The following is a 22,044-nucleotide window of genomic DNA, read 5'->3' on the forward strand; positions in this document are numbered from 1 at the left end:
TCGCCCCGCGGGCGACGGTGTGCTGGTGCGTCCCGGCGCGGACGGCGCGCCGCGGTTGGTGTTGGCGTCGTTGGTGGTCGACGGGGACATCGACGCGGTGGAGGTCCTCGACGGTGTCGAGGTGGTGTCGTCGACCGACTTGTCGCCGCCGGTGCCCGGGCTGGCCGGGTCGAGTTCGGCGGGCGCGGTCGTGGAGGTGGCGTTGCGGCCGTGGTCGTGGGAACCCGCGGACCCGACGGTGGCGGTGTTCTACCGGCGGCGGCAGCGGGGGACCCCGGTGGCGGGGCCGGTGGTGCGGTCGGCGTTCCGGTTGTCGGCGCGGCACGTGCGGGACGCGGGGCCGGTGCGGGGTGGTGGGTCGGCGGGTGTCGAGCGGGAGGCGGAGATGACGGGCCCGGGGCGCGAGCCCGCGACCACGCAGGCCGGGGCGTCGGTGACGTTCGATTTCGGGACGAGTGCCGCCGTGGGCGGTATCTACGACTTCCGGCAGATGCGGCACATGGAGGTGCGTGCGCTGCCGGAGCGCGGTGTGGCGCGGGCGTGGGCGCTGCTGCGGGTGGCCGTGCCGCCGGAGGGGGATCCGGCGGTGGCGATCGAGGCGGAGACGCTGGGCGACCCGGTGCTGCGGGTGGAGGCGTGGCGGGAGGTGTTCGCGAGCCCGCCGTTGCGGCAGTACCACCTGTCGCCGTCGCGGACGCGCAGCAGCGACCTGGTGGTCGACGGTGACCAGGTGGACTTCGCCGACGAGCGGCCGGGTCGGCAGTGGCGGCTGCGGGGTGCCAAGCGGTACCTGATCGGCTTGGACGAGCGGGTGCCGCGGACGGCGTTGCGCGCCGGTGAGCTGTTCGCGCGGGTGTACCGCAGGTTCGCCGAGTTGACGACGGCGGACCTGGCGTTGTCGGCGCCGATCAGCCGCGTGCACATCACTTGTGCCTGCTGGCGGTGGCCGACGGGGTGGGCGACGGCGAGACCGCGGCCGAGGCGGCCCGGTGGGCGACGCTGTCGGTGCGCCGGTGGTTCCAGCACCGCCTGGCCCGCGACGAGCCGTCGGGCCCGGTCCGGTTCGTGGGGGAGCTGCTGGGGGAGGTGGACCGGGACGTGGCGAAACGGGCGTCGGGCGCGGCGGGGTTCCGGGTGTCGCTGGCGGTGGCGCTGGTGCCGACGGGGGTGCGTCCGGGCGGCGAGGTCGCGGCGGTCGTGGGCCGGATCGGGGCGACGACGGGGTGGGTCGTGCGACCGTCGGGGCCGGAACCGGTGTTCCCGGCGAGGTCCACCGACCCGATGCCGCAGGGCGGGGCACAGCAGGTGCGGCCGGTCGCGGTGCGCGATGGTGAGGTGTTGGCGGTGACGTCGTGCGGGTTGGCGGGACGCGCGCAGCCGGAGCAGGCGCTGCCGTACCTGTCCTCGGCGTGGGCGGTGCCGCCGTCACCGCTGCGGTTCCTGGAGACGGTGGCGGTCCGGCGGGAGGACCGGGTGGCGGATCGAGCGGCGGCGGTGGCGTGGGTGGGGCATTTCGAGCCACGCTGAGCGTGCTGGCTAGCGGGGTGCCGGACGCTGTTGCGTGGGTGGGGCATGTCAAGCACTGCGGGGTGGAACGGTCGGCGACGCGCCGAGGGGTGTTGCGCGGGCCTGGAAGTGGGCTGTCGACCGTGGTCGTCGCAATGGCGGTTTCGGAGTCGGTGGTTGTGCTGCGGACCGAACGGTGTGTGGCACGGTCGGGCTCCGCTGACCGGGGTTGGTCGCGGTGTGTCGGAGTAGTCGGCTGTGGAGGGCTGCCGACGGCCTCCCCGCTGGGTCAGCGGTGGCGTCTTCCCGCCTTGCGGCAGGCGTCGCGGCGGTGTTGGAGGAAGGCGAGCAGGGGGCGGTCGTACTTGGGCCAGGGGGCGGCGTCGGCGTGGATGTCGAGGGCGCGGAACTGGTCCAGGGCCTCGGGGTGGCGGCCGCGCTCGCGGAGGGCGGCGATGGCCCAGCCGCGTTCGGCGCGGGTGGTGTGGCTCTCGGTGGCGGTCGCCAACCGGGGCAGGAGGACGTCGAGCGCGTCGGTGATCGCCCGGGTGTGCCAGGCGTCGGGGACGTGGTCCAGTTCGAACGCGGCCATCAGGGGGAGTACGGCCAAGGGCGGGGCGACCGTGGCGGCGCGTTCGGCGAAGGCGGTCATCAGGTCGTCGGAGCCGTGCCACCTGGCGCTCCAGTACCGCAGCGCCGACTGGTGTCCCAGGACGTTGGCCGGGTCGCGGTCGACGAGCTGCTGCCAGGCCTCCTCGAACTCGTCGTGGTCCCAGGAGCGGCCCACGGCGATCGTCAGCAGCGTCGCCCACGGCGTGGGGTCCTCGGGGGCGGCCATCGCCGCGGCGTAGGCGGCCGGTTCGGCGTCGCCGAGCAGGCGCCGGAAGGCGGTGGCCTGTTCCGGTGCGATGTCCGACCCCCAGCCTGCGCCGCGGACCTGCCAGGCCAGCGAGACCAGGGCGCGGGCGTGCACGACGGCGTGCCCGGGGTCGTCGGGGCGGGCGGCGCGCCACGCCTCGAGCCAGGTGTCGTCGTTGGCGGCGGCCTCGCCCAGCGCGGTCGTGACGCGGCCCCGGGTGTCCCAGTCGCTCCAGGTCGCGGCCAGGCGGGTGGCGGCGGGCTCCCAGTTGCCCTCGCGCAGCGCGGTGACGGCGGCGGTGAGCTCGGGGTCCTCGTCGGGGCCGCGGGTGACGACCCGGTCGTCGGCGGGCAGTCCCCACTTCGTCGGGTCGGTGCGCGGGTCGGTGGCGGCCAGCAGGTCGGGCTCCGGCAGTTCGCGCACGGGCACGCCGGCGCGGCGCGACGCCTTGCGCAGCCGCAGCGTCAAGGCGATGTTCTTCGGCGTCAACAGCACGGCCGGGCCTCGGGGTCTCGGGTCTCGGGGTCAGGGGAGTTTCTTGGTGGGCCGGAACCCGGTGGTGATGCCCGCGGCGGTCAGGTTCTCCCGCAGGCTGCCGGTGCCGCCGTCCGCGGCGACCGCGGCCTGCACGATGCCGTGCATGTGCGCCAGGTCGAGCCTGCCGGTGGTCATGTGCTCGCGGCCCGACCAGTCGACGCCCCACCTGGCCTGACCGGAGTCGGCGAAGGCGAGCAGCACGAGCCCGTACAGCTCGCGGCCGACGACCTCGCGGGCGTACTCGCGGCGCGCCCTCGGACCCGCGTCCGGGCCGCCGTCGGCGGGGGCCAGGGCGTCGAGCCGGTCGGCGTCGATGGCGTCGAGGACGGTGCCCAGCGACGGCGGCCGGTCCATGACGCGGCCCGCGACCTTGAGCAGCCGCAGCGCGTCGCGGCGGTACCGGTCGCGCAGCCCGATGTGGCGCAGCGTCGGCCAGTCGACGCGTTTCTTGGCGTCCGCCGCGGGGTCCATGACCAGCAGCAGCGCCCGGTCGAGGGTGGCGGGGCCCGACAGCAGCAACTCCACGGCGGGCGCGTCGTGGCTGTCCGGCGCGGGGGCGTCGATGGCCCGGATCGCGGCGATGCGCAGTGCCCGGGACAGGGAGATGTCGTCGGGGTCCGTGTCGGTGTCGGCGCCGACCCGCTGGCGGATCTCCTCCAGCACCCCGTACAGCTCCGGCGCGGCGCGCATGGCGGCGAACCCGTCGAACACCGAGTCCGGCAGGTACCCGGCCCGCCACGCCACCGTGACGTGCCGGGACAGGAACAGGTCCCACATCCCGGCGACGACGTGCACCTCCAGCAGCGCGCTCTCCGCCGCGGCCGACCCGGCGATGCGCGCCGAGATCGCGTCCGCGACCAGCTGCTGGCGCCTGCCCACCGGCGCGGTCAGCCGGTCGTAGGCGCGGCTGTAGACCCCGAAGAGGCGTTTGACCAGCCGCTGGGTGGCCCGCTCCGCCGCCATGTGCTCGTGGGCGCGGGACAGCGCGGCCCGCCCGGAGATGGCCAACCCGGACAGCTTCCCGCCGCGCGCCCGGTAGTAGCCCAGGGTCTGGGCGACGACCGCCGCCAACTGCTTCTCGGTGAGCCCGGCCAGCAGCGGCGCGCCCAGGTACAGGACGCGGCGGCGCACGGACAGCCCCAGCAGCCGGGTGAGCTCGGTGGACCCGGCGTTGGCCTCGGGGATGAGCCGGATCTCGTCCGGCGGCGGCGTGCCGACCTCGTCGGCGACCCGCGCCACGAACGCCCACAGCCGGGGCTGCATGCGCGCGGTCACCGGCAGGCCGACCAGGTGCTCGGTCGGGTGCCGGGCGACCTCGGCCAGCGCCGCGGCCATGGCCCACGCGGCGGGCAGGAACACCAGGCCCGCGCCGACGGCGGCCATCAGGTGGCCGTCCACCAGGAACCACCCGACCAGACCCACCATGGCCACGATGGCCGCGACCGCCACCAACGGGAACACGACCAGCATCGGCAACGCGACCGCGGTGGCGCAGGTCGCGGTGAACGAGCGCACCGGAACGGACATCAACCTCTCCCCAGAGCCGCCTACCGCACGGCAGGGGGAGTGTGCCGTACGCCAACGGCGTTTGGCAAAGGAAAACCGCTGGTAGCGGCCCAACTCACCGCCACCGTCACGGCCCGGTCACCGGCCGGTCGAGCGGCGGTCGCGGCCCGCCCGCCGCTCACGTCCCGGACCGGTGGCGGAACCTGCGGCGGAGGAACGCGCCGAGAGCCACCAGGGCCAGACCCACCGCCGGGAGCGGTCCCGGCGCGGCACCGGTGTCGGGCAGGGCGGCCGGGGCGGGCGCGGGCAGGGTGGGCGGCGTGGCGGCGGGCGCGACGGTCACCGGGAGCCGCGCCTCGACCGGCGTGGCGGACATGACCGACACCTCCGCCGCGTCCGAGGTGGACCCGGTGACCGGGTCGGTGCCCCGGCACGAGTAGATGCCGTAGGGCAGCTGGGCCAGGGCGAACGCGCCGCCCGCGTCGGCGCGGGCGGACATCAGCACGTCGTCGGCGGTGCCGAGGACGTCGTCGAGGCCCGCCCACCGGCAGGTGACCTCGGCGGCGTCGATCGGGACCTGGGTGCCGCGCTCGAACACCGTGCCGCCGACCGCGCCCTTCCCGATACCCGCGAACCCGGCCACGACCGGCGCCGACGCCGACGCGTTCACCTGGACCGACCAGTCGGCCAACCCGTCGCTGTCGGAGGTGTAGGAGAACCCGGGGACCGCGACCGACGCCGACACCACGTACCCGCCCGGGGTCAGGTTGTCGAACTGGTACGTGCCGTCCGCGCCCGTCGTCGTGGTCGACACCACCGGCGCCACCGCCGCGGCCGCCGCGAGCGCGCTGCGCGGCGCCATCCGCGAACCGAACCCGTCACCCGGGAGCCGCGTGGCGGCGCGGACGGGTGCCGAGGTCAACGTCACCCTCACCCCCGGCAGCGGCCACTCCGTCGACTGGAACACCCCGTCGAGGTTGCGGTCGAACCAGACCGTGCCGGTCACCGACGACGTCGGTGTCGGTGTCGGCGCCGCCGTGGTGGTGGGCGGCGAGGTGAGGGTGACCGACGGGGCCGTGGTCGTGGGGGTCGGGTTGGTCGTCGCCGTCGGAGTCGGCGGTTGAGTGGTCGTTGTTGTCGTTGTCGACGTGGGCTCGGTGGTGGACTCCGACGTGGTCGGCGTCGTCGTGGACGTCTCCGTGGTCGGTCCGGTCGTCGTGGTGGTCGTCTCGGTTGTCGTCGTGGTCGGTTCAGTGGTTGTGGTGGTCGGTTCGGTTGTCGTAGTGGTGGGTTCGGTCGTGGTGGTCGTCGACTCGGTCGTGGTCGGTTCCGTTGTTGTAGTCGTGGGTTCGGTCGTGGTGGTGGTCGGTTCGGTTGTTGTCGTTGTGGTTTCCGTCGTTGTCGTCGGTTCGGTGGTCGTCGTCGACTCGGTGGTCGTGGTGCTGGTCGGTTCCGCGGTGGTCTCGGAGGTCGTCGTGGTGGTGTCGGTGGTAGTGGTCACCGATGTCGTCGTGTCGGTCGTCGTTGTGGTCGTAGTCGTGGTTTCGGTCGTGGTGTCCGATGTGGTCGTCTCGGTGGTCGTGTCCGCTGTCGTGGTTTCGGTTGTCGTGCTGTCGGTTGTGGTGGTGGGTGGGGTGGTGGGCAGCGGGGTCGAGGTGGTGCGCGCGGCGGTCAGTGGCTGCGCGGTGCCGGGTGAAGTCGCGGTCGCGGTGCCGGAACTGCCCCACGAACCCGAGTCCAGGTCGGGTTGGGTGATCGTGTGCGTGCCCGTGCAGGTCGCCTGCTGCCCCGGGACGGCCGTGGTCCGGTCGCAGGTCATCGTGGGCAGTGACCCCGTCACCCCCAACTGGGACAGGGTGGTGTTCCCGGTGTTGTCGAGCACGTAGGTCACCGTGATCACGTCGCCCACGGCGGGCGCCGTCGGGCTCCCGGTGGTGATCGCGGCGGTCGCGGTCACCTGGACCACCGGGACCCGCGCCAGCAGCGCCGTGTCCTGCGCCGATCCCGTCGCCGGGCCCGCCGTGCTGGACGCCGTCGCGTCCAGCCGCGACCCGACCTGCCCGGCGTCGACGTCGGACTGGGTGAGCGTGCGCGTGGTGGTGCACTGCGTGCTCGCCCCCACGGCCAGGGTCGTGGCCTGGCAGGCGTCGCCCCCGGTGAGGCCGGTGAGGGCGATGTTGCCGGTGTTGGTGACCGTCCACGTCCACGTGACCACGTCGCCCGCGCGCGGTTCCGATCCGGTGTCCGGTGTGGTCACCGTGACCGCCAGCGCGGGCGCGGGCACCGGCGCCGACACCGTGATGTCCACAGTGGACTCTACGGTCAGTCCGGATACCGGGTCGGTGAGCCGGTAGGTGAACCCGTCGGTGCCGGTGTAGCCGGAGTTCGGTGTGTAGGTGAAGTCGATGCCGTCGAAGTCCAGGTCGCCGTGCTCGGGCGCGGAACGGGGGGTGAGGTCGCAGCCCGCGCAGGTGCTGGTGGCAGGTGGCCGGAACGTCGCGGGGTTGTCCACGGCGACCGCGAGGGCGTACGGCACGGGGGTGACCAGGATCCGCACCTGCGCGGTGACCGACTGGCTGCCGTTGCCCGCCGTGTAGTCGAACGTGGCCAGGCCCGCGAAGTTCGCGGGCGGGACCCAGTCCACGTAGACGCCGTGCGCGCTGGAGGTGCCGTAGGTGGCGGCCGTGGCCGAGGTGACCGCGCAGCCGCCGCACGCGTCGTTGGCCAGCACGGTCAGGTTCGTCACCGACGCGCCCGCCGCGACCGTCAGGTAGTCGGGTCGGGCGTCGCTGACCACGACGGTCAGCGTGGCCGTGGCGGTCTGCGACGTGGCCGGGTCGGTCGCGGTGTAGACGGCCGTGGCGGTGCCGGACCACCCGACGCCGGGCTCGACCCTGATCCGCCCGCTGGTCACCGTGAACACCGCGTTGCCGGTGGTCGCGCCGACGCTCAGGGAGCACGCGGCGCAGTCGTCGTCGGCGAGCACGTCCACGACGATCGGGGCGCCGACCCCGGTGGTCGCGTCGTCGTCGCGGGCCACCGGGGACACCGTGACGGTGAGCGTCGTCGTGGCGTAGGCGCCGGTGGTCGGGTCGGTGGCGGTGTAGCGGACGGTGTCGACGCCGCTGAACCCCGGGTCGGGCCGGTAGGAGACCCGGTCGAGCACGTCGACCACGGCGGCGCCGTGCGCCGGGTCGGCCTCGATGGACACCGCGCACCCGGAGCAGGAGTCGTTGGCCAGCACCGCCACCGCGATCGGGGTGCGGCCCGGGGTGGTCGCCGTGTCGGCGGTCAGCGAGGGCGCGGCCAGCACCTCGACGGTCACCGTGCCGGTGGCGGTGTTGCCCGAGCCGTCGGTGGCTTCGTAGGTGAACGTCGCCGTGCCCGTCGCGGCCGGGGTGTAGGTGACCACGCCGCCCTGCCGGTTGACGCTGCCCGCCGTCGGCGTGCCCAGCGCGGTGATCGCGCAGTTCGCGCAGAGGTCGTTGACCAGCGGCAACACCGACACCGCCGTGCCCGCGACGGTCGTGGCCTGGTCCGGCTGGGCCTGCGGCGACACGGTGACGGTCACCTGGGCCGTGGTCGACGCGCCGCCCTGGGTGAGGGTGTACGGGAACGTGACGCGCCCGGAGAACCCCGCCGCCGGGGTGTACCGGATGCCCTGGCCGTTGATCGCCGCCGTCCCGGAGCCGGGTGTGCCGACGGAGGCGAGCGCGCAGCCGGTGCACGGGTCGTTGGTGCGCACCGCGATGTCCACCGGCGCGCCCGGCGTGGTGGAGGCCGTGTCGTCGACGGCGCCGCGCACGGTGATCCGCACGGTCGCGTCGGCGCTGGCCGACCCGGACACCGAGCTGGTGATGCGGTAGGTGAAGGAGAAGACACCGATCGAGGTGCCGGGGGTGTAGGTGAACGACCCGTCGGCGGCCAGGGTCGCCGTGCCCGAGGTCGGATCGGTGAGCTTGGTGCGGGTGCACGTGCTCGGGCAGGCGTCGTTGGTGGCGACGGTGCCGGACGCGTTCGAGCCGAGCAGGGTGGTCGCGTCGTCGTCCACGGCGGCCGGGCCGACGGTGGCGTTGACCGTGCCGGTGACCCGCAGGCCGCTCACCGGGTCGTACACGGTGTAGGTGAACGTGTCGGTGCCCGCGTACCCGGCGGCCGGGGTGAACGTGGCCGCCCCCGTCGACGCGTCGATCGACGCCGATCCGTGGGCGGGCGCCGAGGCCAGCGAGTACGCGCACCCCGTGCACGACCCGCCCGTGGGCAGGGCGACGGTGGCGGGCAGGCCGTAGGTGGTGCGCAGCGGGTTCGCCGGGGGTCCGACGAGCACGGTGACCGGGGTGGTGGAGCTGCCGCTGCTGCCGGTGATGCCGTAGGTGAACCCGTCCAGTCCCCACAGCCCGGTCGTGGGGGTGTAGGTGACGATGACCGTGCCGCCGCTGGAATAGGTGACCGTGCCTCGCGCCGCGCCCGTCCCGGCCTGTGGTTTGCAGCCGCCGGTGCAGCCGGGGTCGTTGGCCTTGACCGGGACGACGACCGCCGTGTTGGACGGGGTGGTGGCGAAGTCCGGGGCGAGGTCGGCGACGTAGATGGTGACCTGCGCGGTGGTGGTGTGGCTGGCGCTGTCGGTGGCCCGGTAGGTGAAGGTGACCGCTCCGGTGGCGTTGGAGGCCGGGACGTAGGTGAACGTGCCGTTGGTGGCCATGGTGACCGTGCCGCTGGGGGAGCCGTTGAGCGTGGGCCCGCTGACCAGGGTCGTGCTGACGGTGCAGCTGGTGCAGGCGTCGTTGGTCAGCACCGTCGACGCCGAGAGCGTGGCGTTCTTGCCGGTGCTGTAGGTGTCCTGCACGGCCGCGGGCAGCACCGACACGCGCACGGTCGCCGATCCGCTGGTGGTGCCGTCAGAGGCGGTGTAGGTGAAGTTGTACTTGCCGGACACGCCGGACGCGGGGGTGTAGGTGATCGTGCCGTTGGGGTTCAGGACCGCGGAGCCGCTGCCCGGGGTGCCGACGGCGGTGATCGTCAGCGGCAGGCCGGACGGCGCGGAGTCGTTGGCCAGCGCGTCGACGGTGGCCGGTGTCCCCGCGGCCGTGATCACGATGTCGTCGACCAGGTTGAGCGCGGCCGAGCTGGCCACCGTGACCGTCGCGGTGGCGGGCGCGGAGTCCGACACGTCCGCCGTGGTGTCCACAACGGACTCCCCGGCCCGGGCCGTGGCCGAGTTGGTCCGCGGCCCGGCCGTCGGGCCGTGCGCCAGCGAGTACGCCAGCCGCAGCGAACCCGCCGCAGGCACGGTCAGCGGGCCCGGCACCGTCAGCGTCCGACCCGAGATCTCCGGGTCGGCCGCCGCGCGGCCGTCGAGGGTGAGGCTGCCCGCCTGGAAGGTGGCGTCCTCGGGGATGGTGTCGGTGAGGTAGTCGACCGTGCGGGCGGTGTCGCCGGAGTTGGTCAGCCGCAGCGCGTAGGTCGCCGTCCCGCCACCGGCCGCCAGGATCCCGGTGCCGGGGGAGGTGAGCGCCTTCGCCAGCGTCAGCGGCGAGGTCGACGACACCACCGGCAGCGAGCCGCCCGCGATCCCGCCCGGGTCGGTGTGCTTCACCTGCGTGCCGCTGGCGATGTACTGGATCGGCTTGATCACCGCGGGGGACGCGGCCGGGCCGATCGCGCGGAAGGTGTAGCGGGCGGTGTAGGGCCGGTCCGGACCGCTGGCCCCCGAGAGGTACAGGCCGTCCACGTAGGTGACCTGCGGCGCGACGCCGTCGGGGGACACGCGCAGTTCGGTGCGCTCCAACCGCCACGCCGACGCCGGGAAGCCGCCCACCGCGTTCGGCGTGTACGACAGCACGCCCGGGTCGTTGCCGGGGCCCGCGCCGAGCGTGCCGGTGTGGCCGGTGACCGTCACGGTGACCACGTCGCCCAGCTTGGCCGTGCCCGCGGTCGAGGCGGTGACGCCGTCGACCTTGTTGGCCAGCGCCTTGATCGTGTCGACCACGTCCGCGTAGGTGAAGGTCCGCGCGCACAGCGCCGTCCCGGCACCGGGTGGTCCGTCGTGGACCGTCACCGTGTGGGTCTGCGGGGTCGTCGTCACACCGGTGGCGGTGAGCAGGAAGAACCGGGTCGCGGCGGTGCCGCCCGCGAAGTCCGGCAGGGAGACCGACGCGGGTTGCGCGGCGGCCAATCCCAGCACGCCGCCGGTGAACCCGCTCAACCCCAGCCACAGGCCCGTGCGCGCCGACGAGCCCGAGACCACCCGGTAGCCCGCGTAGCCGGAGAACAGCTGCGCCGAGCCGGAGTCGATGTGGAAGTGCGTGTCCTGCACCGCGACCACCGACGGTGTGCCGGAATCGCCGCACCGCGGCAGCGCGGCGGGCGCCGCGGCGGCGGGCAGGACGGCGCTCGTGGCCACGTGCAGCACCGCGAGCGCGGCGACCAGCAGCACGGCGAACGCCCGGCGCGTGGCGGACCCCGACATCGGCTCTCCTCCTGGGGTTTTCGCGAAACCAGACCCAGGGTGACCCGGCGGACCGACATTCACCGCCGCGCGGACGGCCCCCGCCATCGAGTTCACCCGACGTAGCGGCCGCGCTCACCCGCGCGAGGGATGCCACTACCCGCCGTGATCGGGAAGGAATGGTTGAACCAATCACGTGTGCGCGCGGCCGTCGCGGGAACTCCCCGGGCATGGACGCGCCCGAGCCCGCCGTGTTCTCGACGACCGTGCCCGCTCGCGCAGAGCAGTTGGCGCCACTACGGCGCACCCTGCGCGGCTGGCTAACCTCCCGGCGGGTACCGCGCCCGGTGCGCCACGACGTGGTCCTGGCCGCGCACGAGGCGGTCAGCGACGCCATCGACCAGGGCGGCGCCGACCGCGGCACCACCGTCACGCTGCACCTCGACCACGAGGTCCTCGTGCTCACCGCCGTCGACCACTTCACCTGGACCGCCACCGCCCACCCGACCCAGGCCGACCGCGGGCTGCGGGTCATCAGCCGCGTCGCCGAGCGCGTCGACCTCTCCGTCGACGACGACCGGGGTTCGCTGACCGCGTACTTCGCCGTGCGCGGTGACCGGCGCTGACCGGGGCCGACCGGCGGGAGCGGCCCGGCGGCCGTCCGGCGGACGAGAGGCGCCGCTGGTCGGTCTCACCTTCGCGGCGGAGCGCGGGTCCGGGCGCGAGTTGAGTACGGTGGCCCCGGACCCCTCCGCCGCGGGGCGGAACACCTGAGTCGAGGGACGGGCGATGAGCGAGGCGCGGCTGGAGGACGGTCCCGTCACCGGGAACGCTGGACGGGCCCCGGCGGTCGTCGGGGAACCGCAGCTGCGCCAGCTGCTGGCCGGTCTCACCGCGGTCCGCGACGGCGATTTCGGCACCCGCCTGCCCGACGACGCCGACGGCCTGCTCGGTGAGATCGCCACCGTGTTCAACGGCATGGTCGACCAGCTGTCCCTGTTCACCTCCGAGGTCACCCGCGTGGCGCGCGAGGTCGGCACCGAGGGACGACTCGGCGGGCAGGCCGACGTCAAGGGCGTGTCCGGCACCTGGCGCGACCTCACCGACTCCGTCAACGCCATGGCGGGCAACCTCACCACCCAGGTCCGCGACATCGCCCAGGTCGCCACTGCCGTGGCCAAGGGCGATCTGTCGCAGAAGATCGACGTCGACGCGCGCGGGGAGATCCTGGAGCTGAAGGAGACCGTCAACACGATGGTCGACCAGCTCCAGGCCTTCTCCTACGAGGTCACCCGGGTGGCCCGGGAGGTGGGCACCGAGGGGCGCCTGGGCGGTCAGGCCGACGTCAAGGGCGTGTCGGGGACGTGGAAGGACCTGACCGAGTCGGTGAACTTCATGGCCGACAACCTCACCGTCCAGGTCCGCAACATCGCCCAGGTCACCACGGCCGTGGCCCGCGGCGACCTGTCGCAGAAGATCACCGTGGACGCGCGAGGCGAGATCCTCGAGCTGAAAAGCACGATCAACACCATGGTCGATCAGCTCTCCGCCTTCGCCGACGAGGTCACCCGCGTGGCCCGCGAGGTCGGCAGCGAGGGGCGCCTGGGCGGGCAGGCGGAGGTGCCCGGGGTCGGCGGCACCTGGCGCGACCTCACCGACTCCGTCAACTTCATGGCGGGCAACCTGACCAACCAGGTCCGCAACATCGCCCAGGTCACCACGGCGGTGGCCGGGGGCGACCTGTCGCAGAAGATCACCGTGGACGCGCGAGGCGAGATCCTCGAGCTGAAGAACACGATCAACACCATGGTCGATCAGCTCTCCGCCTTCGCCGACGAGGTCACCCGCGTGGCCCGCGAGGTCGGCACCGAGGGCATCCTCGGTGGTCAGGCCGATGTGAAGGGCGTGTCCGGTACCTGGCGCGACCTCACCGACTCGGTGAACTTCATGGCGGGCAACCTCACCGCGCAGGTCCGCTCCATCGCCCAGGTCGCCACCGCGGTCGCGCGCGGCGACCTGACCCAGAACATCACCGTCGACGCCCGCGGCGAGATCTTCGAGCTGAAGAGCACCATCAACACGATGGTCGACCAGCTCTCGGCGTTCGCCGACGAGGTCACCCGGGTGGCGCGCGAGGTCGGCACCGAGGGGCGGCTCGGCGGTCAGGCCGACGTCAAGGGCGTGTCGGGGACGTGGAAGGACCTCACGGAGTCCGTCAACGTCATGGCCGACAACCTCACCGCGCAGGTCCGTTCCATCGCCCAGGTCACCACCGCGGTCGCGCGCGGCGACCTGTCGCAGAAGATCCGCGTCGACGCGCGCGGGGAGATCCTGGAGCTGAAGGAGACCATCAACACGATGGTCGACCAGCTCTCGGCGTTCGCCGACGAGGTCACCCGGGTGGCCCGCGAGGTCGGCACCGAGGGCAAGCTGGGTGGTCAGGCCACGGTGCGGGGCGTGTCCGGCACGTGGAAGGGCCTGACCGACAACGTCAACGTCATGGCCTCCAACCTCACCGGCCAGGTCAGCTCGATCGCCACGGTCGCCACCGCGGTCGCCCGCGGCGACCTGTCGCAGAAGATCATCGTCGACGCCAAGGGCGAGGTCGGCGCGCTCGCCGGGGTCATCAACGTCATGGTCGACACGCTCTCCGCGTTCGCCGACGAGGTCACCCGGGTGGCCCGCGAGGTCGGCACCGAGGGCATGCTCGGCGGCCAGGCCCGCGTGCCCAACGTCGCCGGGACCTGGAAGGACCTGACCGACAACGTCAACTCCATGGCGAACAACCTGACCAGCCAGGTCCGCAACATCGCCCAGGTCACCACCGCCGTCGCGCAGGGCGACCTGACCCGCAAGATCGACGTCGACGCCAGCGGCGAGATCCTGGAGCTCAAGACCACGATCAACACGATGGTCGACCGGCTCTCGTCCTTCGCCTCCGAGGTCACCCGCGTCGCCCGCGAGGTCGGCACCGAGGGGCGCCTCGGCGGCCAGGCCGAGGTCGAGGGCGTGTCCGGCACGTGGAAGCGGCTGACCGAGAACGTCAACGAGCTCGCCGGGAACCTCACCCGCCAGGTCCGGGCCATCGCCGAGGTCACCAGCGCGGTCGCCGAGGGCGACCTCACCCGGTCCATCAGCGTCGACGCCTCCGGCGAGGTCGCCGAGCTCAAGGACAACATCAACTCCATGGTGGAGTCGCTGCGCGAGACCACCCAGGCCAACCAGGAGCAGGACTGGCTCAAGTCCAACCTGGCCCGCATCTCCTCGCTCATGCAGGGCCACCGCGACCTGCACGTCGTCGCCGAGCTGGTGATGGACGAGCTGGTGCCGCTCGTCGGCGCCCAGTACGGCGGCTTCTACCTGGCCGAGGACGGCACCGGCCTGCGGCTCGTCGGCTCCTACGGCCACCCCGACACCCCCGGCGACCAGCGCTTCGCCAGCGGCCAGTCGCTCGTCGGGCAGGCCGCCCGCAGCAGGCGCACCATCGCCGTCGACGCCCTGCCGCCCGGCTACGTCCGGATCACCTCCGGCCTCGGCGGCGTCGACCCCTCCGCGCTGGTGGTGCTGCCGATCCTGGTCGAGGACCAGGTGCTCGGCGTCATCGAGCTCGCCTCGGTGCACCGGTTCACCCAGGTGCACCGCGCGTTCCTGGAACTGCTGATGGAAACCATCGGTGTCAACGTCAACACCATTGTCGCCAACGCCCGCACCGACGAGCTGCTCGAGGAGTCCCAGCGGCTCACCGGCGAGCTGCAGGCCCGCTCCGAGGAGCTGCAGATCCGGCAGGACGAGCTCCAGTCGTCCAACGCCGAGCTGGAGGAGAAGGCCGCGCTGCTGGCCGCGCAGAACCGCGACATCGAGACCAAGAACCTCGAGATCGAGCAGGCCCGCCAGGAACTCGAGACCCGCGCCCAGCAGCTCGCGCTCGCCTCGAAGTACAAGTCGGAGTTCCTGGCCAACATGAGCCACGAGCTGCGCACCCCGCTCAACAGCCTGCTCATCCTCGCCCAGCTGCTGGCCCAGAACCCCACCCGCAACCTCACCCCCAAGCAGGTCGAGTACGCCGGGATCATCCACTCCGCCGGGTCCGACCTGCTGCAGCTGATCAACGACATCCTCGACCTGTCCAAGGTCGAGGCGGGCAAGATGGACGTCACCCCCGAGCGCGTCCGGGTGCGGCAGCTGCTCGACTACGTCGAGGCCACCTTCCGGCCGCTGACCACGCAGAAGAGCCTCGGGTTCGGCATCACCACCGCCGCCGACGTGCCGTCGCACCTGCTCACCGACGACTCCCGGCTGCGGCAGGTGCTGCGCAACCTGCTGTCCAACGCCGTCAAGTTCACCGAGTCCGGCGAGGTCGAGCTCGTCGTCGACCTCGCCCGCGCCGACGAACTGCCCCCGCAGGCCGCCGAGTACGGGCCCATCGTGGCGTTCCGGGTCCGCGACACCGGCATCGGCATCGCCGAGGAGCAGCTCGGCTCCATCTTCGGCGCCTTCCAGCAGGCCGACGGCACCACCAGCCGCAAGTACGGCGGCACCGGGCTGGGTCTGTCGATCAGCCGCGAGATCGCGCACCTGCTCGGCGGCGCCATCACCGCCGAGTCCGCCCCCGGCCGCGGCAGCACCTTCACCCTCTACCTGCCGGTCACCCGACCCGACTTCGAGGCCCGCCCCACCGACGCCCCCGGCGACCACCCGCGGCACGAACCACCCGCCCCGGCCGAGGCCGCCCTGCCGCGCAGGCTGCTCGTCGTCGAGCAGCGCGCCCGGGGGCTGCTGTCGCTGGTCGCCGAGAGCGCCGTCATCGACGCCACCGGCACCGGCCCGGAGGACGGCCGCAGGCCCATCGAGGTCGTCACCGCCGTCGGCACCCGCGAGGCCGCCGCCGCGCTCGCCGGTGGTGCCTTCCACTGCGTCGCGCTCGAACTCGACCTGCCCGACGACGCCGCGATCCGGCTGCTGCGCGACATGGACGGCGACGCCGGACTGCGCGCCGTGCCCGTCCTCGCCTACAACAACCGCCGCCTCGACCCCGACCACGAGGCCGTCCTGCGCGGCCGCGGCGAGACCCACCGCGTCGAACTGCTGTCCAGTTTGGACGAACTGCGCGAGCGGATCGCCCTGCACCTGACCGCGGACGTGCCACCGCAGGTGCGCACCGGTGCGGCGGGCGCGCCCGCCGCGGAGATCGACGACCGGCTCGACGGCAAGGTCCTCGTGGTCGACGACGACGCCCGCAACGTCTTCGCCCTCACCAGCATCCTGGAGCTGCACGGGCTGCGCGTGCTGCACGCGGAGAACGGCAGGCGCGGCATCGAGATGCTCGTCGACCACGCCGACGTCGACCTGATCCTGATGGACGTCATGATGCCCGAGATGGACGGTTACGTCGCCACCGCCGCCATCCGGGCCATGCCCGCGCACGCCACCCTCCCGATCATCGCCGTCACCGCCAAGGCGATGCCCGGCGACCGCGAGAAGAGCCTGGCGTCCGGCGCCAACGACTACGTCACCAAACCGCTCGACGCCGACGACCTCATGGCCCGGGTCCGCCGGTGGCTCAACGGGTGACCCGGGGAGACAGCGGGATGGACACCACCGAAGGGGTCCGGGCCGACACCACCGGCAGGCTCGCCGCCACCGTCGACCGGCTGCGGGCCCGGGTGCGGGAGGCGCACGCCGCCGCCGACGGGCGCGCGTTGATCGAACTCGCCCGGGGCGTCCTGGTGGAACGGCTGCGCTGCGGGCCCTCGGCCGCCGCGGCGCAACTGGCGGCGTTGGCCCAGCAGGCCGGGCGGCCGCAGCTGGAACTCGCGGCCGACATCGTCGACCAGGCCTCCCGGGACACGCTCTCCGAGGCCGGGCGCCGGTTCCTCGACCACGTCATGGCCGAACCGCCGGACTCGCCGGAGAGCACACCGGTCACCGTTCGGCTGCGCACCGCGGAAAGCGGCGTGCTCTCCGCTACCGACACCCAGTCGGTGGCCCGGTCGCTGATGGAGCACGCGCTGGCGCCGCTGGGCGCGGTCGGTGTCGCGGTGTGGCTGGCTGGCCCGGACTCGTCGCTGACCCTGGCCGGGTGCGCGGGGTTCGCCGCCGACGAGGACCGGCGGTGGCGGTACGTGCCGCCCGGGGTGGCCGTCCCCGCGCGGCAGGCGCTGACCCAGCGGGGTCCGGTGTGGATCGAGTCGTTGGCGGAGGCCGGGATCCCGAGCATCGGGCAGCGCGGGGCGCCGGACGGCAGCCGGGCGGCGGTGCCCGCGGGGACCGGCGGGCGGATCCTCGGCGTGCTGGAGATCTGCTGGCCCGGTCGGGCCGAAGCGCCGAACCAGCAGCTGTGGCGGCAGATCGAGGCGTTGGCCGAGCTGTGCGCGCACACCCTCGACACCCCGAACTCGGGGCTGGTGCTGGAACCGGACGACTCGGTGGGGGAGTTGGTCGACCTCGCCGACAGCCTGCGCGACCCGACCCTGGTGCTGCGGCCGCACCTCGACGCGACGGGCGCGCTGGTCGACTTCCGCATCGAGCACGCCAACCCCCGGTTCCACGACCTGGGCGGGCGGCTGCGCGGCGAGGTCGTCGGCGGGTTCCTGCTGGAGGCGTACCCGCTGGTCGCCGAGCGCGGCGGGCTGTTCGAGCGGGTCGAGCGGGTCTGGGCGACCGGTGAGCCGTTCCGCGCCGAGCGGCTCGACCTGACCGCGCTGGTCGGGCAGGTGCCGCTGACCGCGGCGGCCGGGGTCGGGATCAGCAGGCACGGCGGCGCGGTGCTGCTGGTGTGGCACATCGAGGACGAGGCGGCGAAGCTGGCGAACCTGCTGCGCCACGCGCAGCGGCTGGGGCGGATCGGCGGGTTCGAGGAGAACCTGACCACCGGGGAGATCGCGTGGAACAGCGAGCTGTTCGCGCTCTACGGGCTGTCGGCCACGGCCGACCCGGTGCCGATCGAACAGCTCGCCCGGCACGCCCACCCCGACGACGCCGTGGCCATCGGCCGGTTCCTGCGCACCCTGCTGCACCACCGCCGCCCCGCGTCCACGGCGTTCCGGCTGCTGCGCTCCGACGGGGTCGCCCGGCACATCCGGGTGATCGCCGAACCGGTGCCCGAGGCGGCGTCCGTGGTGCGCGGGGCGTACCAGGACATCTCGGCGCAGCACTGGACCGAGGTCGCGTTGACGGCCACGCGGGAGCAACTGGAGCACAGCGAGCAGCAGTCGGCGGAACGCAACCGGCTGACGTTGCTGCTGCAGCACGCGATCATGCCGCCTGCCCAGAACACGCTGCGCGCCCCCCAACTCGACGTCGCCGTGCGCTACCGACCGGCGGAAAAGGAACACCTCGTCGGCGGCGACTGGTACGACGCGGTGGTCCTGCCGTCGGGGCAGATCCTGTTGTGCGTCGGCGACATCGCCGGACACGGCATCGAGTCCGCCACCAGCATGGTCGTCCTGCGCAACGCCCTGCGCGGCCTCACGGCGACGGGGGCGGGCCCGGCGCAGCTGCTGACCTGGCTCAACCTCGTCACCCGGCACCTCACCGACCGCGTCACCGCCACCGCCGTGTGTGCCCTGTACGACCCCCGCGACCGCACCCTGCGGTGGGCGCGAGCCGGACACCTACCACCGGTGCTCATCACCGAAGCGGGGGCACGCACCCTGCCGCTGATCCGCGGCCCCCTACTCGGCGGGCTGGCGGACCCGGATTACGAGGAAGGCGCCCTGACGGTCGCGGAGGGAGACGTCTTCCTCCTCTTCACCGACGGTCTCATCGAACGCAAGGACCGCACCGTGGAGGAATCCCTGGAACGCCTGCTGGCCACCGCGTCCCGCGAAGCCACCACCCTGGACCAACGCCTGGACCGCCTGCTGACCCACAGCAACTCCGACACCGACGACGACACCTGCATCGTCGGCTTCCAACTCCGCCGCCCCGACTGACTCGGCCGACCTCGATCAACCGGTCTCACACGGCCGCTGATCGCCTCGCCCGAGGCGAGGCTGCCCACGACAGCGGCCCAGCACCACAACCAGGGCAAGAGGTCGCTTGTCGTCACCGACGCGTGCTTCACGCCCTTGCCGCGCTGTAGCGCGAAAGCCCGCGGTCAGGTCCACTCGAAGCCCTCAGCCGGGGTGAGGTACGGGCCGGGCGCCGCAGTCGGCAATTCGCACCGTGGTCGGTGGCTCGGAACCGAACTGCCGCGTGAGCCGGAACCCACGGCGCCGGACAACCCCTCGATGGTGCCACCACCGACCTGGCCTGCCGCGACTCGCTCCCGCACACGCCTCGCGCCGCTGTTGCGCGGCCCTGGCGACCCGCGACGCGCAAGCGCCCCGACTGGCGCTTTTCAAGATCCCCCCAGGCCCCGAACACACGACCCCTCCCACCTGCGGGCAGGCCCCTGAGTGATCCTATCGTCGCAGTTCAGAGCGCTGGAAGGCGGCGAATCGGCGCTGTGGACGAACAGCGGGCATGTGGACAACCTGGGGCGCGAGCGAGTGACAACCTCAGCCCCCGATGCGGGTGACACCGGCCCAAGCCCGCAGGTCGGCGCCTGGCGATCCACTCGGGAGCGGAGACGCGCTAGGCTGGTGGTGATGTCTACCGGGACGGCGTCTGGCCACACACGGATTGGTGACCCGGTGCTCCACTGAGCGCCGCGCGGGCACCGCCTCCTTTCGGGTTGATCGCAAGCTCATCGACCTCGACAAGGAGACCGCAATGCCCACGAAGACCCTCCTCATCCCCACCCCCGACGGCGAGGCCGACGCGTTCGCCGCGTTCCCCGACGGTGGCCCGCACCCAGCGGTGTTGCTCTACCCCGATGCCTTCGGCCTACGGGCCGAGCTGGAGGACAAGGCGCGCGAACTGGCCGGGCACGGCTACTACGTCCTCGTCCCCAACCTCTTCTACCGCCACGGCCCGGCGCCGGTCGTCGAGCTGCCCGAACGCATCGACCAGGACTCGCGGCCCGCCCTCATCGCCAGGCTCATGCCGCTCATCGAGGCGCACACCACCGAACGCGCCCTCCGGGACGCGGACGCGTACCTGCGTTTCCTCGCCGAGCAGGCCGAGGTCAAGCCGGGACCCGCCGCCGCGATCGGGTACTGCATGGGGGCCGCCCTCGCGCTGCGCACCGCCGCCGCGCACCCGGATCGGGTGGCCTCGGCCGCCGGGTTCCACCCCGCCGGGCTGGTCACCGACAAACCCGACAGCCCGCACCTCCTCGTCCCGACCATCGCCGCCCGGGTCCACCTCGGGCTCGCGGTCAACGACATGACGCCCGAGGCCATCGGTGTGCTCACCGGGGCCTTCGACGACGCCGGGGTCCAGCACACCACCGAGGTCTACCCCGACACCGTGCACGGCTTCACCATGTCCGACACCGCCGCGTTCAACCCCGACGCGCTGCGCAGGCACTGGGATCGACTGCTGCCGCTCCTGCGTGGTGCGCTCGTGGCGGAATCTGCTGGCGCGTAAGCGAAGCAGCACGGCGGCCCGGTCGGACGCGCGGCGATTTGTCCGATCGAGCACCAACGACCCATTCCCAGTTTTGTTGCCCGACAAGGTGTTGGTAAGTCTCGCAACGTCCACCGTGGTCTAACCGCTTACCCATCAAGGGAAACAATGGTCTAGACCAACGATCTTGGCTGGCTTACGCTGGTCGGAACGTCGTGGGTGGAAACGGGTGGTGGGTCATGGGGCTGCGGGAGCTGTCGACGAGGGCCGCGGGTGGGGGCGGGGTCGCCGGGGTGCTGGACAACGCCGAGCGGGTGCTGGGTCGCGTCGCCATCCCCGCCCTGCGGTTCTCCCTCGGGTTGGTCTACGTCTGGTTCGGGCTGCTCAAGGTGATCGGGCAGTCGCCGGTCGCCGACCTGGTCGAGGCCAGTGTTCCGTGGGTGCGCGGTCCGTGGCTCGTGGCGGGCCTGGGCTGGGTCGAGATCGTGCTCGGCGTCGCGCTGGTGCTCGGGCGACCGCGGCGGCTGGCCCCGGCCGCCGCGGCCGTCCACCTCATCGGGACGTTCCTGGTGTTCTTCGAGGCGCCCGGCATGGCGTTGCGGGACGGGAACGTCCTGCTGCTGAGCGCGACCGGCGAGTTCGTGCTCAAGAACCTCGTACTGGTCTCCGCCGCGTTCGTCCTCATCGGACTCGGTGGCCGTCGACCGGCACCGGAGAATCCTTTGTAGACAGCGCACCGAACCGCTCGCGGTAGGCCGACGGGGTCAATCCGGTGTGGCGGCGCAACTGGGCCCGCAGGTTCGCCTCGGAGCCCAACCCGCTCGCCGCCGCGACCCGGTCGAGCCCGCGCTCGCCGCGCTCGATCAGCCTGCACGCCACCGTGACGCGCTCGGCGGTCAGCCAGGCCAGCGGGGTCGTGCCGAGCTCGGCGCGGAACCGCCGGTGCAGCGTCGCCGGGCTGGTCGCCGCGCGCCGGGCCAGGTCGGCCACCGTCAGCGGGCGGTCGAGGTGGTCGCGGGCCCAGGCCAGCAACGGGGCCAGCGAGGTGTCGACCACCGCGGGCAGCGGCCGCTCGACGAACTGCCGCTGCGTGCCCTCCCGCCTGCCCGCGAACACCAGCCGCCTGCTGACCGCGTTGGCGATCTCCGCGCCGTGGTCGCGCTGGATCAGGTACAGGCCCAGGTCCAGCGCCGCCGCACTACCCGCCGCCGAGAGCACCGGGCCGCGGTCGCCCGTGCCGCTGTCGTCGACGAACAGCACGTCCGGCTCCAGCCGCACCCGCGGGTACCGGCGCGCGAACTCGGCCGCCCACCGCCAGTGCGTGGTCGCCCGCCGCCCGTCCAGCACCCCCGCCTCGGCCAGGGTGAACGCGCCCGCGCAGAAGCTGACCAGCCGGGCGCCGCGCTCGGCCGCGCGCCGCACCGCCGCCAGGATCGCGGGCGACGGCGGCCGGGTCGCGTCGGGTCCGTTCTGCACGATCACGGTGTCCGCGGTGTCGGCCGCGGCGAGCCGGTGCGGGGACGACAGGGTGAACACGCCCAGGTGCATCCGGACACTCGGCGTGTCGGTGCACACGACGAAGTCGTACCAGGGCACCCCCAGTTCGGGGCGCCGCAACCCGAACAGCTCCACCGCCACCCCGGCGTCGAAGGGGTTGGCGCCGTCGTCGACGAGCAGGGCGACCCGGTGCGAGGATTCTTGCGACATGTGCGATTCCTAGCACTCGTGGCGGGGG

The 22,044-nt window shown here is 73.2% G+C and carries 11 protein-coding genes; 6 read left to right on the forward strand and 5 right to left on the reverse strand.

Going from position 1 to position 22,044, the window contains the following annotated elements:
* Positions 1-474: 474 nt before the first annotated feature.
* Positions 475-924 (reverse strand): hypothetical protein, encoded by a 450-nt coding sequence (locus V5P93_RS17070; protein ID WP_146108064.1) that lies wholly within the window; start codon positions 922-924, stop codon positions 475-477.
* A 3-nt stretch (positions 925-927) separates the two neighbouring features.
* Between V5P93_RS17070 and V5P93_RS17075 the strand changes: the two genes are divergently transcribed.
* On the forward strand, positions 928-1,527 hold the full coding sequence (locus V5P93_RS17075) for a protein phosphatase 2C domain-containing protein (RefSeq protein ID WP_104479831.1): 600 nt from the start codon (positions 928-930) through the stop codon (positions 1,525-1,527).
* Positions 1,528-1,795: 268 nt separating this feature from the next.
* On the opposite strand, the gene V5P93_RS17080 is transcribed toward V5P93_RS17075, so the two are convergent.
* The 3 genes from V5P93_RS17080 to V5P93_RS17090 form a co-directional block, all read right to left on the reverse strand.
* Positions 1,796-2,860: a DUF4034 domain-containing protein gene (locus V5P93_RS17080; protein ID WP_181043548.1), complete on the reverse strand. Its 1,065-nt coding sequence runs from the start codon at positions 2,858-2,860 to the stop codon at positions 1,796-1,798.
* Between the two features lie 30 nt (positions 2,861-2,890).
* A complete protein-coding gene (locus tag V5P93_RS17085; RefSeq protein WP_104479832.1) occupies positions 2,891-4,429 on the reverse strand; it encodes a M48 family metallopeptidase in 1,539 nt (512 codons plus the stop codon).
* 157 nt (positions 4,430-4,586) lie between these two features.
* A complete protein-coding gene (locus tag V5P93_RS17090; protein ID WP_104479833.1) occupies positions 4,587-10,877 on the reverse strand; it encodes an Ig-like domain-containing protein in 6,291 nt (2,096 codons plus the stop codon).
* Positions 10,878-11,086: 209 nt separating this feature from the next.
* Between V5P93_RS17090 and V5P93_RS17095 the strand changes: the two genes are divergently transcribed.
* The 5 genes from V5P93_RS17095 (at position 11,087) to V5P93_RS17115 (ending at position 21,037) form a co-directional block, all read left to right on the forward strand.
* A complete protein-coding gene (locus V5P93_RS17095; RefSeq protein WP_104479834.1) occupies positions 11,087-11,482 on the forward strand; it encodes an ATP-binding protein in 396 nt (131 codons plus the stop codon).
* A gap of 163 nt (positions 11,483-11,645) precedes the next feature.
* On the forward strand, positions 11,646-16,427 hold the full coding sequence (locus tag V5P93_RS17100; protein ID WP_181043549.1) for a HAMP domain-containing protein: 4,782 nt from the start codon (positions 11,646-11,648) through the stop codon (positions 16,425-16,427).
* 17 nt (positions 16,428-16,444) lie between these two features.
* Positions 16,445-18,790 (forward strand): GAF domain-containing SpoIIE family protein phosphatase, encoded by a 2,346-nt coding sequence (locus V5P93_RS17105; protein ID WP_104479835.1) that lies wholly within the window; start codon positions 16,445-16,447, stop codon positions 18,788-18,790.
* Between the two features lie 781 nt (positions 18,791-19,571).
* Positions 19,572-20,330, forward strand: coding sequence for a dienelactone hydrolase family protein (locus V5P93_RS17110; protein WP_104479836.1), 759 nt, complete (start codon positions 19,572-19,574; stop codon positions 20,328-20,330).
* A gap of 218 nt (positions 20,331-20,548) precedes the next feature.
* Entirely contained in the window at positions 20,549-21,037 is a 489-nt protein-coding gene (locus tag V5P93_RS17115) for a DoxX family membrane protein (protein ID WP_104479837.1), read from the forward strand.
* On the opposite strand, the gene V5P93_RS17120 is transcribed toward V5P93_RS17115, so the two are convergent.
* Entirely contained in the window at positions 20,991-22,016 is a 1,026-nt protein-coding gene (locus V5P93_RS17120; protein WP_104479838.1) for a GlxA family transcriptional regulator, read from the reverse strand. The two genes, V5P93_RS17115 and V5P93_RS17120, sit on opposite strands and share 47 nt — an antisense overlap.
* Between the last annotated feature and the right edge of the window lie 28 nt (positions 22,017-22,044).

The sequence above is a fragment of the Actinokineospora auranticolor genome (genome assembly GCF_041897805.1).
Classification (GTDB): Bacteria; Actinomycetota; Actinomycetes; order Mycobacteriales; family Pseudonocardiaceae; genus Actinokineospora; species Actinokineospora auranticolor.

Excerpts from the sequence above, each read along its gene's own strand:
- V5P93_RS17070 (WP_146108064.1), bottom strand. The coding sequence starts at position 924 with ATGTGCACGCGGCTGATCGGCGCCGACAACGCCAGGTCCGCCGTCGTC.
- V5P93_RS17085 (WP_104479832.1), bottom strand. The coding sequence starts at position 4,429 with ATGTCCGTTCCGGTGCGCTCGTTCACCGCGACCTGCGCCACCGCGGTC.
- V5P93_RS17090 (WP_104479833.1), bottom strand. The coding sequence starts at position 10,877 with ATGTCGGGGTCCGCCACGCGCCGGGCGTTCGCCGTGCTGCTGGTCGCC.
- V5P93_RS17095 (WP_104479834.1), top strand. The coding sequence starts at position 11,087 with ATGGACGCGCCCGAGCCCGCCGTGTTCTCGACGACCGTGCCCGCTCGC.
- V5P93_RS17100 (WP_181043549.1), top strand. The coding sequence starts at position 11,646 with ATGAGCGAGGCGCGGCTGGAGGACGGTCCCGTCACCGGGAACGCTGGA.
- V5P93_RS17105 (WP_104479835.1), top strand. The coding sequence starts at position 16,445 with ATGGACACCACCGAAGGGGTCCGGGCCGACACCACCGGCAGGCTCGCC.
- V5P93_RS17110 (WP_104479836.1), top strand. The coding sequence starts at position 19,572 with ATGCCCACGAAGACCCTCCTCATCCCCACCCCCGACGGCGAGGCCGAC.
- V5P93_RS17115 (WP_104479837.1), top strand. The coding sequence starts at position 20,549 with ATGGGGCTGCGGGAGCTGTCGACGAGGGCCGCGGGTGGGGGCGGGGTC.
- V5P93_RS17120 (WP_104479838.1), bottom strand. The coding sequence starts at position 22,016 with ATGTCGCAAGAATCCTCGCACCGGGTCGCCCTGCTCGTCGACGACGGC.